This is a genomic window from Pseudoalteromonas sp. ECSMB14103, from assembly GCF_000813065.1.
GTDB lineage: Bacteria > Pseudomonadota > Gammaproteobacteria > Enterobacterales > Alteromonadaceae > Pseudoalteromonas > Pseudoalteromonas marina.
Genome location: NZ_JWGY01000001.1, coordinates 943,132 through 958,698, shown reverse-complemented (window position 1 = coordinate 958,698; position 15,567 = coordinate 943,132). Strand labels below are relative to the sequence as shown.

Sequence of the window (15,567 nt, the reverse complement as noted above, 5' to 3'; positions counted from 1 at the left end):
ATTATTTTTTTATCATCTACGCTTTATTAAATGAGCCTTAGGATTCTGTATCTCCTCTCACAAAAATACAGACCCTAAGCACTCCAGCGCTACCCGTTCAAAGGTACTCGGTTTACCTACTTTTATGTAGGTTAAATTGTTACTGCGTACGGTGTTGCTTATAGTACGCCATCAGTCCACTTGTAGAGCTATCGTGATCGTGATTTACACTATCATCTGTCAGCTCACTTTCAATTTTAGATGCCAAGCCTTTACCCAGTTCAACACCCCATTGATCAAATGAACAAATGTCTAAAATTATGCCTTGGCAAAAGATTTTATGTTCGTATAACGCAATTAAACGCCCTACCGTTTTAGCATCAACAGTGTCTAGCAGCATTGATGTTGTTGGACGGTTTCCTTGATGAATTTTGTGATTTAATAGCTCATCAATTTGCGCCTGCGATTTGCCTTTAGCTGTTAAGTCGGCTGTAACTTGTTCTGCATCAACGCCGCTCATCATTGCTTCTGTTTGAGCAAAAAAGTTTGATAATAAAATGTCATGATGCTTATCAACATTTATTTGTGGTTTAACAGATGCAATAAAATCTGCTGGCACAATCACGTTGCCTTGGTGCAGGCATTGATAAAACGCATGCTGACCATTAATACCAGTCATACCCCAAATAATTGGTACCGTAGTGTACGGTACTACTTTGCCTGCAAAATTAACATGCTTACCGTTACTTTCCATCTCACCTTGTTGTAAATACGCAGGTAACATGTGAAGAGATTGGTCGTAAGGTAAAATTGCCTGCGACGTATACCCTAAAAAGCTGGTATTCCATACGCTTAACAAAGCCATTATTAAAGGAATATTCTGCTCAAGCGGCGCATTTTTAAAGTGTTCATCAACTTCAAAAGCACCTGTTAGTATTTCTTCAAATGCGTCATAACCTAAATACAGCGCAATCGGTAAGCCTATCGCACTCCATAATGAAAAGCGACCACCTACCCAATCCCACATAGTGAATACGTTTTCATCAGCAATACCAAAGGCAGCTGTTTTTTCCAAATTTGTACTTACTGCAACAAAGTGTTTAGCAATTGTGCTTTCATCTTTTGTTGTTTCTAAAAACCAATCTACCGCTGTTTTAGCGTTCGTCATGGTTTCTGATGTAGTAAATGTTTTTGACGAAATAACAAATAATGTTGTTTCGGGATCAATATTTTTAAGTACAGAAGCAATTTGTACACCATCGGCATTTGACACGTAGTGCACATTTAACGTGTTGTCTGCGAGTGCTTTTAACGCCTCAGTTGCCATTTGAGGACCTAGATTTGACCCGCCTACTCCAATGCTAACAACGTCTTTCACCGCTTTGCCCGTATAACCAAGCCATTGGCCGCTTCGCACTTTTTCAACAAATACTTTAATTTTGGCAAGCTCATTATCAACCGCTTGCGTTACATTTTCTCCATCAACAATTAATGGAGTATGTGCACGATTACGTAATGCAGTATGTAGTACAGAGCGTTCTTCGGTGATGTTGATTTTCTCACCGCTAAACATTTTATCTCGCCAAGAGGCAATATCGCACTCTTTAGCAAGCGACACTAAATTAGCAAAAACATCGTTATCAATTAATTGTTTAGAGTAGTCGAATAATACACCTGGGATCTGAGTTGAAAACTTAGAAAAGCGGGTACCGTCTTGTGCAAATAACGTTTTAAGATGTGTTTGTTTCATCTTAGCAGCACTTTGTTCAAGGGCTTGCCAACTTGCTAATTGCGTTCGGTTCGACATTTAAATATCCTCTAAAAATTTTAACCGGTTGATTTATAGTTTCTTTTTATAATGTAAAAGTCTTTAATCCGCGCTAAACACACTAAAATAAAACGCTGATAGTATAGTTAAAAACGTAAAAAAAGCGCTGCTTTTACTATTTTATACGCAGATGATAACGCAATTTTTGTCTTTTGACACCGGTATCATAAATATTTTGCAAATTATTTTACCCGCAATTTCAAAGGCACCCACAAAGCTTAATCGATTAAGTTGCTATGTTCGTGAATTTTACTAAACGTTCAGTACTTTTTTAATAGTTATGACATTTATGTGAATAAATAAAAAATCGGCTACCAGAGCCGATTTAATTTGAATCCTATTAGTGTCGTATAATTAGAGGCTCAATGCCAAACCACCCTCTAAGTTATACACTGTTTGATACCCTAGTTGTGTTAGGTTAGCAGCCGCAAGCTTTGATCGGTTACCGCTACGACACAACAATATATATTTACCGCTCTTACTAAGCTGACCTTCCATCAATGCATTAGCCATTCTACTAAGAGGTATATTAAGTGTTTTTATTTTTTTGGTGCAAAACAATTGCGATACATTATTGGCACCATGCTCGTATGGCTCTCTGGTATCAATCAAATACGCATCGTTTTTAGTAAGCATTGCCTTTGCACTATCAAAATTTAATTGCTGAATAGATGATTCGGGCAACGCGGTGACATAACCACACAATTGTGACCTTGATTTTTCTTTAGCCTGATCATCAAGCTGTTTTTTAATAACAAATTCATCAATACTCATTTGGCCGTTTATTAATCCGTTTAATAAAGGTGTTTGTTGTTGCTCTGCCTCCCAGTTCATCGCAAAACATTGTAAATAATCATGTCCTGAACAAATCACACTTGTTTCATCTAGCTGCTCAGCAAGCGCTAGAATAGAATGAGCCATGGCCTTTGCATTGCCACCAGCTAAAGACGTGTTCCCCAAACCTGCGGGTAATATTAGGTCACCACAAAAGCAATAATTAATGTGATTATCTTCATTTTTTAGAACATAACTTACGCTATCTTCACTGTGCCCTGGTGTGGCTATTTTTTCTAATCGTTGGTTATTGAGGTCAATATACGCTGCATGTATTGGCCACCCCAGTTTATCTATTTCAATGTCATCGCATCGACTCGCTAATACATTGCGTAATAAAGTAACGCCGCAATGGCGCTCTTGGTGAGCATGCGTATTAAGCACTGCCTTAATAGTGAGGTTTTGTGTATTGGCTATTTTTTCTAAACGCGGTATGAGCTCTACAATAGGATCTATAATAATTGCCTGTTTATTCTCACTTACATATAACCAACAACAAGCTCCTTGGTGCCTAAACTGCGTTAAACCAATCGCGCACACATCTTGGTGAGGTGTTGCGCTATCAGATACGATTAAACAGTTAGCCTGCAAAATGGCTTTTAATGCACGTATAGATTCACACGCATTTGCAATTTCTTCGGCTGTAGCTGCGGGACCAAACGATAGCCTAATTGCATTTTCACTCTGCCATTGGTTAACGCCCATAGCATCAAGCACAAAGCTTGTTGAAGAACCCGTGCTACATGCAGACCCTCCACTGACACGAATACCAGCAGCATCAAATAAATCAATCACTTCTTTGCTTGTTAGTTCATTTACCGCAAAGTTGAGCGTTGTTGGTACCGAATGCTCAAAACTATGATTAAACGTAACCTCACCAAAAGTATCTTCAATAGCGCATTTTATTTGCGCGCGGTAGCTATTGAGCACATCGATTGGTTTAAACGTGGTATCTGACCTGTCTAGCAGTAAGCTAAATAGTTTATTTAACCCGGCAATACCGGGTAAGTTCTCGGTACCCGAACGCATCCCGCTCTCTTGCCCGCCCCCTGCTATAAACGGTGTATAGGCACTGCCAGCTCGTATATATAAAAAACCGATGCCTTTAGGTGCATAAAGTTTATGGCCCGAAAAGGGAGCGTAATCTATTGTGGTCGCGCTTAGATTAAGTTGCTTTTTGCCCAATGCCTGAACACAATCGACCATCCACGACACGTCAGGGTTTAAAAAACGAATCGTTTGTTCAATAGCATCTAAATCTTGATACACACCGGTTTCATTGTTTACCGCCATTGTGCATATCATAAGCGCATTAGGAATGTGTTCTGCAATGAAAGTAAGGTCTAGAATACCCTTACTATCTACCGGAATTGCTAAAATTTTGGCATTAATACCCAATACATCATTCCAATGTTTTAAGGTATTAGGTACCGCTTTGTGCTCAGTAGCACCATACAATAGCACTGGATTATCTATTTTATGAGTTTTAGCATTAATGAGTGTGGATACGACAGCGGTTTGAATGCCTTCAGTCGCGCCAGAGGTAAACAAAATATTTCCCTCTTTTGCGCCTATCACTGTTCGTGCGTTTTCACGGGTTTGCTCTAACAAATGCTTAGCTTGAATACCTGTAATGTGTGGGCTTGATGGATTACCAAAGCAAATTTGCATTGTATGAGAGACCACCTGAGCAATGCATGGCAACACCGGCGTTGTTGCATTTGCATCGAGGTAAATTTGCTCAGAGCTAAATAAAGAGTCAGACATCTAAAAACGCACCTTATTACTAAAAGATATATCTTATTACCAATATTACATAACTTTAGACGTATTGAGTAATAATCAATTAGTACTGACGGTGCGTTTTCTATGCCTTTTTGAACTAACCTTCTGTCAGTTTATTATTTAGCTCTTCTTGCGTTGAAGACCAAGCGGTAATCAATGCCTTAACAAGCGAAGCCAAAGGAATGGCAAAAAATACCCCCCAAAAGCCCCAAAGACCACCAAAAAACAAAACTGCGACAATTATAAATACAGGATTTAAATCAACCGCTTCTGAAAATAACAATGGCACGAGAACGTTGCCATCAAGGGCCTGTATAATCCCGTAAATAATCAAAATAGTCCAAAACTGAGTTTCTAATCCAAATTGAAATAACGCCACAGCAGCGACCGGAATAGTCACCAGCGCAGCACCCACAAACGGAATTAACACAGAAAAACCAACTAACACACCTAACAAGGCTGCGTAGCGCAAATCTAAAAATGTAAACGCAATAAACGAAACGCCGCCTACAATTAAAATTTCAAACACTTTTCCGCGAATGTAATTCATAATTTGTTGGTTCATTTCATTCCATACTTGCAAAATTAAACGACGCTGTTGTGGAATTAATTTAGCCACACTGCCCGTTAACTCGAGCTTATCTTTAAGCATAAAAAACACGAGCAACGGCACAAGTACTAAGTAAATTAACCACGCCACTAAATCTTTTAACGACGTTAATGAAAATGATAAAACCACTTGGCCAAACTCAATAACTTTAGCCTCGACAGTAGCAACAATACTCTGTACTTGGTCGGCATTTATTAAACTTGGGTATTGCTCGGGTAAGGCAACTAAATACGACTTACCTTGCTCTAACATATGAGGGGTTTCTTGCACTAAGTTACTGGTTTGTTTCCACAGAACAGGACCAATCACTAAAATTAAAGTAAGCATAATGCCTGTAAATATAAGCATTACGATCACGGTTGCTGTAAAACGGCGTAAACCAAGACGCTCTAAGTGAACAACTGGCCAATCAAGTAAATAAGCAATAACTAATGCCACTAAAACCGGCACAATTAACGAGCCAAAAAAGTACAGTAAGGCAACAGAAACGAGTAGTAAAAATAATAAGGTGACCGAATGAGGATCAGAAAATTTTCTTTCGTACCATGTTTTTATATATTCAAACACGTAATGGCTCCACTAATAATAAACCTTGTTGTTTATCTAAGTTGTAACTGTAAGCATATTTTTTTAAATATCGCTCAATATCATCCATGCTCTCATCACTAGCAATTGTAAATGTGATGGCTTGCTGTTTGGATAATGCTTCACGTAGCCCTAATTTAAACTGAATAAACTGCTGAGGGCATCTATAACTTCGTAAATCTTGGTGTAACATACTCGCTTTACCGATTTATTAAAATGGATAATAAGTCGTATTGATGTGCATCGGTAGCCTATAAAATATCAACAAATGTAACTTTTTCTTAAAACAATGCCTGCAATGGTTTATTCTGTAATACATAGTTAGTAGTAAGGACAGGTTAAGGACAGATTAATGTCTCGCACACATAATAAAGCGCATTTACCAAGTAATCCAACACTCAAAGAGATTAATTGGTATAAAAAGCAAATAAATTGGGGGGAGCTTCCTCCTTTTTATCATTTAGTTGCCTCTTCAGTTAGCGAGTCTGAAGGTGTTTTAGAGCATGGGTTTGATAACGCCGTAAAACAACTTATCGACAGACGTAACTGGAATCTAGACATACTCGACGGCTTTGAGGACGATTTAGGTGAGATCCATACCAAACATAAACCTCGCATTGCATTACACCAGGTATTTACAGACAGGGGCTTTGAATTGTGGGCACTGCCTTATGCAAAAGATATTATTGTTGACCAATACATAAAAGATAACCGCTTTATGGAGTTTAGAGTGTGGGATCCGCATTCAATGAAAGTACTTTTTAGGTTAAATCAATTACATAAATTTATTGGCTCTTACTTTGAGCGCGGTGATAAAGCCGATAAAGCCCTCATTTTGCACTCACACAAAGTGGTTCATAAAATTATTACTTTTTTGCAGCGAGAGTTGAACGTAATAAAGATAGATGGAGTCTCAATAAAAGAACTCTACCAATTGTGCGAAAAAGACATCCGTGCAAGCAGTGACGAAATAGACATAGCCAAAATTGCCATTGGCGAGCCAATAAACAAGGAATAAGATGCAGCTAAAATCAGCCTTTATCTCTTTATGCAGTGCCGTACTTACATTTAGCCTTCTAGTAAGTGAGCCATTAAAGGCGCAAACTAACTTTAATCTTCCTGACTTGGGAACTTCTGCATTACAAGTACTTCCCCTCGAAAAAGAACAAGCAATTGGGGAAGTAATGATGATGCAAATACGTGGTGGTTCACCGATTATTAACGACCCCGTATTAGATGAATACCTAACTACCATTGGTAGAAAGCTTGTTGCAAACGCAAACGATGTACGTTTCCCGTTTTCATTTTTTTGGATCAATAACTCTGACATTAACGCCTTTGCTTTTTACGGCGGGCATGTCGGTGTCCACACAGGTCTTATTGCGCAAGCCGATAGCGAAAGTCAGTTTGCATCTGTACTCGGTCACGAAATCGCTCACGTCACTCAGCGCCATTTAGCACGCAGAATTCAGCAACAACAAGATAACAGCGCAATGACCATAGCGGGTATGATAGCCGGTATTTTAGCAACTATTGTTGCCCCTGACGCTGGTATTGCTATTATTTCAGCAAGCCAAACACAATCTGCGTTTAGCCAATTAACGCACAGTCGCTCTGCTGAACAAGAAGCTGATCGAATAGGCATGCAAACACTTAATAATGCAGGGTTTGATGCGCGTGCATCTAGCGACTTTTTGACTAAACTGGCTGCACAAATTCGTTATAAGTATAAACCACCTGCATTTTTGCTTACTCACCCACTGCCAGAAAGTCGAGTGTCTGATGTACGTCTTCGTGCTGAGCAGTACCCAAAGCGTCGCTTACCTGCAAGCCTCGAATTTAACCTTGCTAAAAGCCGAGTACTTGCGCGTTACGACAACAAACCAGAAAATGCTGAAGCCTTATTTAGAAAACTCCTTCGTGAAAACAGCTACAGCAATACAGCACTTAATTACGGTTTAGCGTTAAGTTTACTTGATCAAGAAAAACTTGATGAAGCAGACACTATTTTAAGCAAGCTATTAAAAAGTGACCCTAAGAATTTATTTTATATTGATACGCAAACTGATTTACTGATAGCGCAAAAAAAAGCCGACGAAGCCGTTTCATTTTTAGCTGAACTACATAATTACCGCCCTAACAATCAAGTAATTACGCTCAACTATGCAAATGCAGCATTAGAAGCTAAGCAATACGAACTTGCTGAAAACGTGCTTAAAGGTTTTTTATTGGAAAAACCAGAGCATAGTTTAGGTAAAGAGCTACTGGCTGACGCGTACAAAAAACAAGACAAATTGGCGGCCTATCACGAGGCAAACGCTGACGTGCTATCTCAATACGGTGCTTACATGAAAGCCGCTGATGAAATCCAAAAAGCGCTTAACTTCGTAGAATCAACAGAGTTAATAAAACAGCAGCGATTAAAAGCATTACTTACTCAGTACCGCCGTTTACAAAAAGAGCTTGCAAGGCTTTAAGTCTGCAAGCTGTTGCCCTAAAATAGAGGCAATTCACACTATGGAAACTTTTATGTCTGTTACTATTTATCATAATCCGCGTTGTTCTAAATCGCGTGAAACACTAGCCCTCTTACAAAGTAAATCAATTGAGCCCACCGTTGTTGAGTATTTAAAAACGCCTTTAACATCTGAACAAATTACTACACTTATAGAACAACTTGGTTTTAGCTCTGCTCGTGATTTAATGCGTACAAAAGAAACCGAATACAAAACGCTAAATTTAAAAGACGAAACAAACGAAACCACGCTTATAAACGCCATGGTTCAGCATCCAAAATTAATTGAACGCCCTATTGTTGAACACAATGGTAAAGCCGCAATTGGTCGCCCACCAGAAAACGTTTTAAGCGTTTTATAATGAGTACAACCATCGTGGTACTTTACCACTCGAGCCATGGCTCCGTTGAAGCAATGGCCCATGAAATAGCTGAGTCAATAGAGCAACAAGGCGCAACAGCTCTACTGAGAACGTTTGTAGCTAAAAACCCGCACGACATTGTTATTAGTAAAGATGACCTTATACAGTGTGATGGCTTGGCTTTTGGTACACCTACCCGATTTGGTATGATGGCTTCTCAAGCCAAAGCATTTTGGGAAACCACCAGCGAGCTATGGCTTAAAGGCCAACTAATTGATAAGCCCGCATGTGTGTTTTCATCGTCAAGCAGTATGCACGGCGGTAATGAGGCCACACTGCTTAATTTATCATTGCCCTTACTACACCACGGAATGATGCTACTTGGTGTACCTTACGATGTGCCCGAATTATTAGGCACTCAAACTGGCGGTACCCCCTATGGCGCTACGCACGTTGCCGGTAGCAACAATAGTGCCCAGTTAAGTAAAGACGAAATTAAAATATGCCAAAGCGTAGGTATACGCCTGACAAAAATTGCGAGTAAACTTCAATGAACACAGCGCAACCCCCTGCTAAAAAGCCAATAACCGTAAAATTTCAACGCATTGCTTTAATTGGCTATATTGGCCTGCTCATTTTAATGCCATTATGGATGTACTTTGTGCCGCCTCAAGAAGGCCCGCTCGATGTTATGTCGTTATTTGTACCTATAATCCCTCTATTACTTCCACTCAGAGGTATTATAAAAGACAATACTTATACCTACGCTTGGGCAAACTTTGTTGTTATGCTTTATTTTATTCATGGCTTAACTATGCTTTGGGTTGCACCTGACGAGCTGATTTGGGTTTTACTTGAGTTGTTATTTGCATCTTTCATGTTTATTGGGTGTACTTATTATGCAAGGCACCGCGGGCAAGAGTTAGGCTTAAAAATTCGCAAACTAAAAGAAGATTTAGCTGACGAAAAAGCCGCTAACGAGCTTCAAAAGTAAAATAAAAAAAGCGCGTTTACTATTGAATAAACGCGCTTTTATACATTCTAAATATGTATTAACTATTTAAACCAATTCACTTAGTGCAGCCAACGTCACGATACCCGCTAAACCTAGCTGAGCTAATAAGCTCAATAACGAAAAGCCCCTCAATACAAATAACCCCCAAGGATGTTTTATATGTGGATACAAAGCGCAGCGCTTTAAGCTCATAGCAAAGAAAAAACAAATCACCGTAACCATAGTTAAACCAAGCGTCAGTTCACTTTTTATGGTCAGCGCTTCATCAAAAAAGAAAAATAACTGTAATGGCAATAATAAAGTTACAATAGCATGTAAAACATGCACTTTTTTAATACGATCAAATTGCCCTTCTGGGGATAGCTCTTTAATTCCAAAATCACGCTCTAGGCATTTAACTAGGTTTTGCGCTTTAATGCTCACAGCCAATCGGTAGCAACTTAGGCCCTCGTTATTACGCGCTCTAAAATCAAAGCCTGCTTTTATTAGCATCACCATTAACGATTCATTTTTAGAGAGCACAGCATAATGCAATGCAGTATTACCAAGGCTATCAAGGGCTTTTTTATCTTGCTTGGGTAGTAAGGTTTGCACAACGTTTACAAAACCACGCTCTGCCGCCCACATAAATGCCGTTTTACCGTTATCATCAGCTAATGTGCCTGTTGCACCTTGCTCAATAAAGCGCATAGCCATTGTTTGCTTGGCCGTTTTTTTACGTAAATGTGTTAGGAGCGCTTGCTCAAGTAAAACCACAGAATCAACATCAGGCGATACTTGTTTCAATAAAGTAAAATAGTCTTTACCCATTGCTACTTTGTCACTTGCAAGCCCACTTAACACTTCTAAGTCAGCAATTGACTCAGGTATAAAGTGACTTAAGCGATCTCTAAAATCAACCTCTTTCCAAAGCTCTAACGCATCAACAGCACTAAGCTTACTGCCATTATTTAAAGCATGTTCAATGAGTGTAAAATAGCGTTTGCTAAAAAATAAATTAAATAATGAAAGCGGTGTTTCAACTGCATTTTGTGCGGCAACACTTGCGTATTTCTCTAAACGCTGACACAACAATAGCACTAAGCTCTCTGGAGTATATTCGTTATCGTAAAAGTGGGTTTTCATTGCGCCTACGTATGCCTGTGCATCTTCGTCGTATTCACAAATATGTTGAAAATAGCATTCTTCAAAAGGTTCAAGCGGTGTTAACCACGCCAAATAATAAATCGGGGGCAAAACAGTGGTACACACACCATCGTCTTCATTGGTAGAACGACAAGCTGGCCAAGCTTCTAAAGCATCTAAAATAAAGGCACCGTTTTGCTCTACAAGGCCTTTAATGAGTAACGGATATTCCTTTGGCCAAATCAGTACATTTTCCATTAAAACAACACAACTCCAGTGTAGCTTGGGTAAGTGGTCAGGTTATAACAGCTTTCAGCTGACACCACGCTTAATCAAAGAGGCGATATTCTAGCACACCCAGATCGCCACGCTAGAACAAAGTAGATGAATAATGAAAAATATAAAAGCAGCCAAGTAAGTAATTACATGGCTGCTTTTTAGGTTGGAGTTGGGCTTAATCTCTTCCACACAAAAAGATTAATTATTTATTCTTTAACTCGCTAATTACTTGGTCAATGCCTACATCTGAAATGCGCTGAATTATCTCTTTTTGCTTAGCACTTAAAAGCGAAATACCCTCGGCTACAATATCATACACCTTCCATTGGTTATCTTTACCTAGGCGTAACTTAAAGCTTAAATCAATTGTGGGGGCGTTAGGCTCTATAATTTGCGTATTAACCGTGGCATATTCTGAATCGCTTTGTGCATTATTGTGTTCAAAAACCACTTTTTGGCCTGTGTATTTCATTAATGCACCGGCATATGTACCAGTTAAGTAATGCTCAACCGCGTTAATAAAATCAACAGCTTGTTGGCGCTCAATGCCTTTAATGTGTTTACCTAATAGTTTAAAAGACACAAACTTAATATCAATATGTGGCATTAAACGTTTTTCAACAATTCCCGACATTTCACTTTTACTGGCATTACCTTTACTGTTCACTTTGCCTATATCAGCAAAAAGGGTGTCTGCTACAGACTCTAAAAGTATATCTGGTGATTGCTGAGCTTGTGCATAAAGCGATGTGCTTAAAAATGCGGTAGCAATTAAAAATAGTTTAATAAGTTTCATAATATTTTTTGTTTGTGTGATTAAGTTAAGGCTAATTTACGTCATTAATACGCAATAAAAAAGGCACAAATAAGCAACTTATTAATGCCCAAAAAGCACCAATAGATTAAGTAATTAAATTTCAATAAGTTAATAAAACCTATTAACACACCGTATACATCCCCATTTTCGCTCGCCTTGAATTTATAACCTCCCCACCCTCATCATTTGTTTTTTCGATAAATCAACTATCAGCGAGCAGCTATGAAATCCTTTTTTAAAATACTTATTTTATTAATCGCCTCACTTTTTATTAATAACACAGCATTAGCGCAATCAAACCATGGCTACGCAGTCGACATACTTAAAGGCACGGGTAATATAAATGGAATAAAATTAGCTTATCAATACCATATGCCAAAAATGCAAAACTTAGTTGGAGATACCCGCTTTTATATCGAAACCAGTGTAAACCTGTGGGAATTTGCGCATAACCACCACTCATAATCTAACTTGGTATTAGCGGTATCGCCTGTATTGCAGTTTCCAGCATTTAGTTTTAATAACACCCCGTTTTATGTTGAAGCAGGCATTGGTGTTTCACTTATTGACGAAACACAGTTTGGTGGTAAAAATTTAAGTAGCCATTATCAATTTGAAGATCGTATTGGACTCGTTGCCGACTTAGGCGATACAAACATTGCTTTGCGAATTATGCATTATTCTAATGCGGGGTTTCAAAAGCCCAATCCAGGCCTTGATTTTATGACCTTATCGGTTGCCAAGCGATTTTAATACTCTCTGATTTGTTTGCTGGTAATTACTATTTAAAAACGTAAAATAATCAGCAAACAAAAACTGAGAAATTAAAATGCAAACATGGCAAGTAATCCTCATTGTGGTGATGGTATTTGGTGTTGTAATAGGAAATATTGCCTTAATAAAACACAGTGCTAATATGGAATTTAAAAAGTCAGACTCGCACTTAAAAAACAAACAAGACACAAAAAAGCCCTGATAAATCAGGGCTTTTAATTTAAAAAATAAGCTTAACCAACAAGCCAATGTGCCATTAACGAAATAATCGGCAATGTTATAAGTGTTCTGAGAATAAATATTACAAACAGCTCAACAATGTTTACTGGGATTTTGCTTCCTAACAGCAGCGCCCCCACTTCAGACATATAAATAAGCTGAGTCACACTCATCGCGGCAATGATAAAGCGTGTTACATCACTCTCAATAGTCCCAGCTGCAAGGATTGAAGGGATAAACATATCGGCAAAACCAACCATGATTGTTTGTGCTGCAGCCTCAGCTTCAGGCACTTGCAACAATTCTAAAAATGGAATAAACGGCATACCTAAATATTGAAATAGCGGCGTATATTCTGCAATGATTAATGCAAATGTACCCACTGCCATAACAACAGGTAATACAGCAAATACCATATCAAGTGCGTTGTGTACGCCTTCTTTTAATGTCCCCACTACACCCGGCGATTTATCTGCCTTGGCCAGCGCTATATCTAAAGAATGACCCACTAATGATTTACCTTCAGGCACCAGCTCTGCGTTTGCGTCAGGCTCTGAGCCATCAATAAGTAAATCTTTTTTAAACCTAAGCGGTGGCAAGCGCGGCACAATAATAGCGGCAGTAATACCTGCCAAGCACACCGTTAAATAAAACGGAGCGAATAAATACTCAAGCTTTACTTGGCCAATAACCACTAAACAAAACGTAATTGAAACAGCAGAAAATGTAGTACCAATAACAGCGGCTTCGCGTTGTGTGTAGTATTTATCTTCGTATTGGCGCGCAGTCATTAATATTCCCACACTGCCATCACCTAACCACGATGCCACACAGTTAACGGCACTTCGCCCTGGAACGCCAAATAACGGGCGCATTACTTTAGTTAATAACGTACCTACCAACTCAAGCAACCCAAAGTTAAGTAACAGAGGAAGTAAAAGTCCTGCCAGTATAAATACCGAAAACAACACAGGAAGTAAGTCGTTTAACACGAGTGCCCCTGTATTTTCAGACGTTATCGCATGCGGCCCCACGCCTAAAAAGGTCATTAATACAAATGCAGTACCAAATAAACGCGTAAGCAACCAAATCCAACTAACATTAAATAAGTGGTTTAAAAGTGGTACTTTACAAATAACTTGAGGCTTAAAAACACTTACAATGAGTGAAAACGCACCCGTTATACAAATTATGGCAGTAATAATGGCTTGTGCTGTATCTGCAAAAAATACTTGCATGGCTTTGGCCATCATTGCAATAGGAATGGTCATTGCTTCACCGCTCGACACCGGCGTCATAAACAAAAACACACCAATTAGCGAAGGCACAAGGAACGCAAACCAAGTACGCCAATTGTACTGAGGTGAAGTTGATAATTGAGACATATTTTTAACCTATAAAAACCACAAAAAGAGCTAAGCGCTCTTTTTGTGGTAAAACGTATTATTATTTATATTTTAATGCCGCGCTTAATAAGTGCTGCTTCTAGTGCTTGCTGTAAACCATTCATGGTACCTGGCTCTAGCGTTTCGCCTTTATCGTCCATCCAGGTTAAGCTTGTGCCACCTTGCTTGGTTTTACTCACTAAAATTTGGTATTGGCCTTCATCTATTGGTAATTGCGCAACATCGTCGCCCCAAATCGAATCCCACATACTGCTTTCCGGTGCTTTATAGTCAGCTGTAATCAAACCTGTATCTTGGTTTATTTCAACAATAGTAAACGACAAACGCTCTAAAAAGCCTGAAAAACGATCAAATACCGCATCGTAAGACTGCTCAGTAACCAGCGCTGCATTACCTTTATTGTCAAAGCCCATTTCTAAAGAAATAATACCTTGGCGCTTGCGCATATCTACTTCAAGCTGGCGATAGCGGTAATCAAATTCAGTAATAACTTGGTTAAGTGCACGCACTTCTAATTGCTGTTTAAGCAAGTCTGTAAGTGTTGTATCACCTTTAAAATCGATTAGCTCAGCACGTAAAGAAGCTGTACGTTCATGCGATTTTTTTTCAATAGAAAATCTAAAACGTTGGAGGTCATCGTTTTTTTCATCGCCCCACAACCAGCTTTCTTCGGTTTTAATAATTGCGTACCAATCGGTTTCAATAATGCCAAGTAGCTTATCTTCTTTGGTAGTAGCGGTGTTATTTTCAGCTAAAACAGCTTTAATTGAATCCCAAATAAAGTCATCTAAATCAACAATGCCATCGTTTTTATCAAAGTATACACGTGCTAAATTATCAGCCTCTTCGACCCAGCTGCCTTTTGCTACAGTGAGTACTTGAGCTGGTGGACGATAATTGGTTGCGTCTGGATTATTGTTATATTGACCTACTTCCATTTTATAAACTGGATCTTGAGCCGGCTGAGATAAAGGCGCTGGCGCTTTTACTGGCTCATGCGCGCGGTAATTACGTTCATTATGCGCATCGTTAACAAATACACTACACCCTGATAAACTTACCAATACACTTACTGCAAGTGCTTTTGGGATCCAATACTGCACAGATAATTCTCCTTAGCATACCCTTTAATTGTTTTAACAAATATATGAGTGGGTTATGCCGATTTGGTTCAGTGTAAAATCAATATTAACTTTACATTTTTATTTGGCTGCTTAATTACAATAAAGTTCAGCACCTCAACTTAGAAAAAACTAAGGGCAAATAAGCAAATTTTAACTATGGTACTTTCCTGTGCTAGTAAAAACAAGAAACACCGTACTTTAAACGCGCTTAATTAGCCCGCATTGTAGTTTACACACTGTTTTGTGTTAAACTTCGCCGCCGAGCAAGTCCTCGAGTGTATTTAGTAGTGTTATCTATTGCGTTGTTATA

At 38.9% G+C, this 15,567-nt stretch carries 14 protein-coding genes and 1 pseudogene; 7 read left to right on the top strand and 8 right to left on the bottom strand.

Features of this window, described 5'->3' with window-relative positions; genetic code table 11:
- Positions 1–139: 139 nt before the first annotated feature.
- The 4 genes from pgi to RF53_RS04530 form a co-directional block, all read right to left on the bottom strand.
- Positions 140–1,786: a glucose-6-phosphate isomerase gene (pgi, locus tag RF53_RS04545; protein ID WP_039036713.1), complete on the bottom strand. Its 1,647-nt coding sequence runs from the start codon at positions 1,784–1,786 to the stop codon at positions 140–142.
- Positions 1,787–2,161: 375 nt separating this feature from the next.
- Complete coding sequence (locus RF53_RS04540) at positions 2,162–4,408, bottom strand: aminotransferase class V-fold PLP-dependent enzyme (RefSeq protein WP_039036712.1); 2,247 nt, start codon at positions 4,406–4,408, stop codon at positions 2,162–2,164.
- 115 nt (positions 4,409–4,523) lie between these two features.
- On the bottom strand, positions 4,524–5,603 hold the full coding sequence (locus RF53_RS04535) for an AI-2E family transporter (RefSeq protein ID WP_039036711.1): 1,080 nt from the start codon (positions 5,601–5,603) through the stop codon (positions 4,524–4,526).
- Positions 5,596–5,814 (bottom strand): hypothetical protein, encoded by a 219-nt coding sequence (locus tag RF53_RS04530; protein WP_039036710.1) that lies wholly within the window; start codon positions 5,812–5,814, stop codon positions 5,596–5,598. The genes RF53_RS04535 and RF53_RS04530 overlap by 8 nt, the downstream gene beginning before the upstream one ends.
- 159 nt (positions 5,815–5,973) lie before the next feature.
- Here RF53_RS04530 and RF53_RS04525 point away from each other — a divergent pair, with 159 nt between their 5' ends.
- Genes RF53_RS04525 through RF53_RS04505 form a run of 5 tightly spaced genes read left to right on the top strand, consistent with a single transcriptional unit; the run spans position 5,974 to position 9,492 of the window.
- The gene (locus tag RF53_RS04525) at positions 5,974–6,639 is read left to right on the top strand and encodes a hypothetical protein (protein ID WP_008129788.1); all 666 of its coding nucleotides are present in this window, start codon (positions 5,974–5,976) and stop codon (positions 6,637–6,639) included.
- 1 nt (position 6,640) lies between these two features.
- Positions 6,641–8,098, top strand: coding sequence for a M48 family metalloprotease (locus RF53_RS04520; RefSeq protein WP_006792335.1), 1,458 nt, complete (start codon positions 6,641–6,643; stop codon positions 8,096–8,098).
- A 52-nt stretch (positions 8,099–8,150) separates the two neighbouring features.
- Positions 8,151–8,498: an arsenate reductase (glutaredoxin) gene (gene arsC, locus RF53_RS04515; RefSeq protein WP_039036814.1), complete on the top strand. Its 348-nt coding sequence runs from the start codon at positions 8,151–8,153 to the stop codon at positions 8,496–8,498.
- Positions 8,498–9,052 (top strand): NAD(P)H:quinone oxidoreductase, encoded by a 555-nt coding sequence (gene wrbA / locus RF53_RS04510; protein WP_006792333.1) that lies wholly within the window; start codon positions 8,498–8,500, stop codon positions 9,050–9,052. Before arsC ends, wrbA begins: the two co-directional genes overlap by 1 nt.
- Entirely contained in the window at positions 9,049–9,492 is a 444-nt protein-coding gene (locus RF53_RS04505) for a DUF2069 domain-containing protein (protein ID WP_039036709.1), read from the top strand. The genes wrbA and RF53_RS04505 overlap by 4 nt, the downstream gene beginning before the upstream one ends.
- Positions 9,493–9,558: 66 nt before the next feature.
- Here the strand turns inward: RF53_RS04505 and RF53_RS04500 are convergent, their stop codons facing one another.
- Together RF53_RS04500 and RF53_RS04495 are read right to left on the bottom strand one after the other, a co-directional pair.
- A complete protein-coding gene (locus tag RF53_RS04500) occupies positions 9,559–10,896 on the bottom strand; it encodes an ankyrin repeat domain-containing protein (RefSeq protein WP_039036708.1) in 1,338 nt (445 codons plus the stop codon).
- Positions 10,897–11,119: 223 nt separating this feature from the next.
- A complete protein-coding gene (locus RF53_RS04495) occupies positions 11,120–11,713 on the bottom strand; it encodes an MlaC/ttg2D family ABC transporter substrate-binding protein (RefSeq protein WP_006792330.1) in 594 nt (197 codons plus the stop codon).
- Between the two features lie 243 nt (positions 11,714–11,956).
- Between RF53_RS04495 and RF53_RS19680 the strand changes: the two are divergent.
- Both RF53_RS19680 and RF53_RS19200 read left to right on the top strand, forming a co-directional pair.
- Positions 11,957–12,487 (top strand): annotated as a pseudogene (locus RF53_RS19680) (acyloxyacyl hydrolase).
- Positions 12,488–12,563: 76 nt separating this feature from the next.
- The gene (locus tag RF53_RS19200) at positions 12,564–12,710 is read left to right on the top strand and encodes a DUF2897 family protein (RefSeq protein WP_006792328.1); all 147 of its coding nucleotides are present in this window, start codon (positions 12,564–12,566) and stop codon (positions 12,708–12,710) included.
- Positions 12,711–12,741: 31 nt separating this feature from the next.
- Here the strand turns inward: RF53_RS19200 and RF53_RS04485 are convergent, their stop codons facing one another.
- Both RF53_RS04485 and bamC read right to left on the bottom strand, forming a co-directional pair.
- Positions 12,742–14,112: a YjiH family protein gene (locus tag RF53_RS04485; protein ID WP_039036707.1), complete on the bottom strand. Its 1,371-nt coding sequence runs from the start codon at positions 14,110–14,112 to the stop codon at positions 12,742–12,744.
- Positions 14,113–14,177: 65 nt separating this feature from the next.
- The gene (gene bamC, locus RF53_RS04480; RefSeq protein ID WP_039036706.1) at positions 14,178–15,236 is read right to left on the bottom strand and encodes an outer membrane protein assembly factor BamC; all 1,059 of its coding nucleotides are present in this window, start codon (positions 15,234–15,236) and stop codon (positions 14,178–14,180) included.
- Positions 15,237–15,567 lie beyond the last annotated feature (331 nt).

Bases quoted from the DNA above. Each gene is read 5' to 3' on its own strand.
- RF53_RS04540 (WP_039036712.1), bottom strand. From the start codon at position 4,408: ATGTCTGACTCTTTATTTAGCTCTGAGCAAATTTACCTCGATGCAAAT.
- pgi (WP_039036713.1), bottom strand. From the start codon at position 1,786: ATGTCGAACCGAACGCAATTAGCAAGTTGGCAAGCCCTTGAACAAAGT.
- RF53_RS04530 (WP_039036710.1), bottom strand. From the start codon at position 5,814: ATGTTACACCAAGATTTACGAAGTTATAGATGCCCTCAGCAGTTTATT.
- RF53_RS04495 (WP_006792330.1), bottom strand. From the start codon at position 11,713: ATGAAACTTATTAAACTATTTTTAATTGCTACCGCATTTTTAAGCACA.
- RF53_RS04500 (WP_039036708.1), bottom strand. From the start codon at position 10,896: ATGGAAAATGTACTGATTTGGCCAAAGGAATATCCGTTACTCATTAAA.
- RF53_RS04505 (WP_039036709.1), top strand. From the start codon at position 9,049: ATGAACACAGCGCAACCCCCTGCTAAAAAGCCAATAACCGTAAAATTT.
- RF53_RS04525 (WP_008129788.1), top strand. From the start codon at position 5,974: ATGTCTCGCACACATAATAAAGCGCATTTACCAAGTAATCCAACACTC.
- arsC (WP_039036814.1), top strand. From the start codon at position 8,151: ATGTCTGTTACTATTTATCATAATCCGCGTTGTTCTAAATCGCGTGAA.
- wrbA (WP_006792333.1), top strand. From the start codon at position 8,498: ATGAGTACAACCATCGTGGTACTTTACCACTCGAGCCATGGCTCCGTT.
- RF53_RS04520 (WP_006792335.1), top strand. From the start codon at position 6,641: ATGCAGCTAAAATCAGCCTTTATCTCTTTATGCAGTGCCGTACTTACA.
- RF53_RS19200 (WP_006792328.1), top strand. From the start codon at position 12,564: ATGCAAACATGGCAAGTAATCCTCATTGTGGTGATGGTATTTGGTGTT.
- RF53_RS04485 (WP_039036707.1), bottom strand. From the start codon at position 14,112: ATGTCTCAATTATCAACTTCACCTCAGTACAATTGGCGTACTTGGTTT.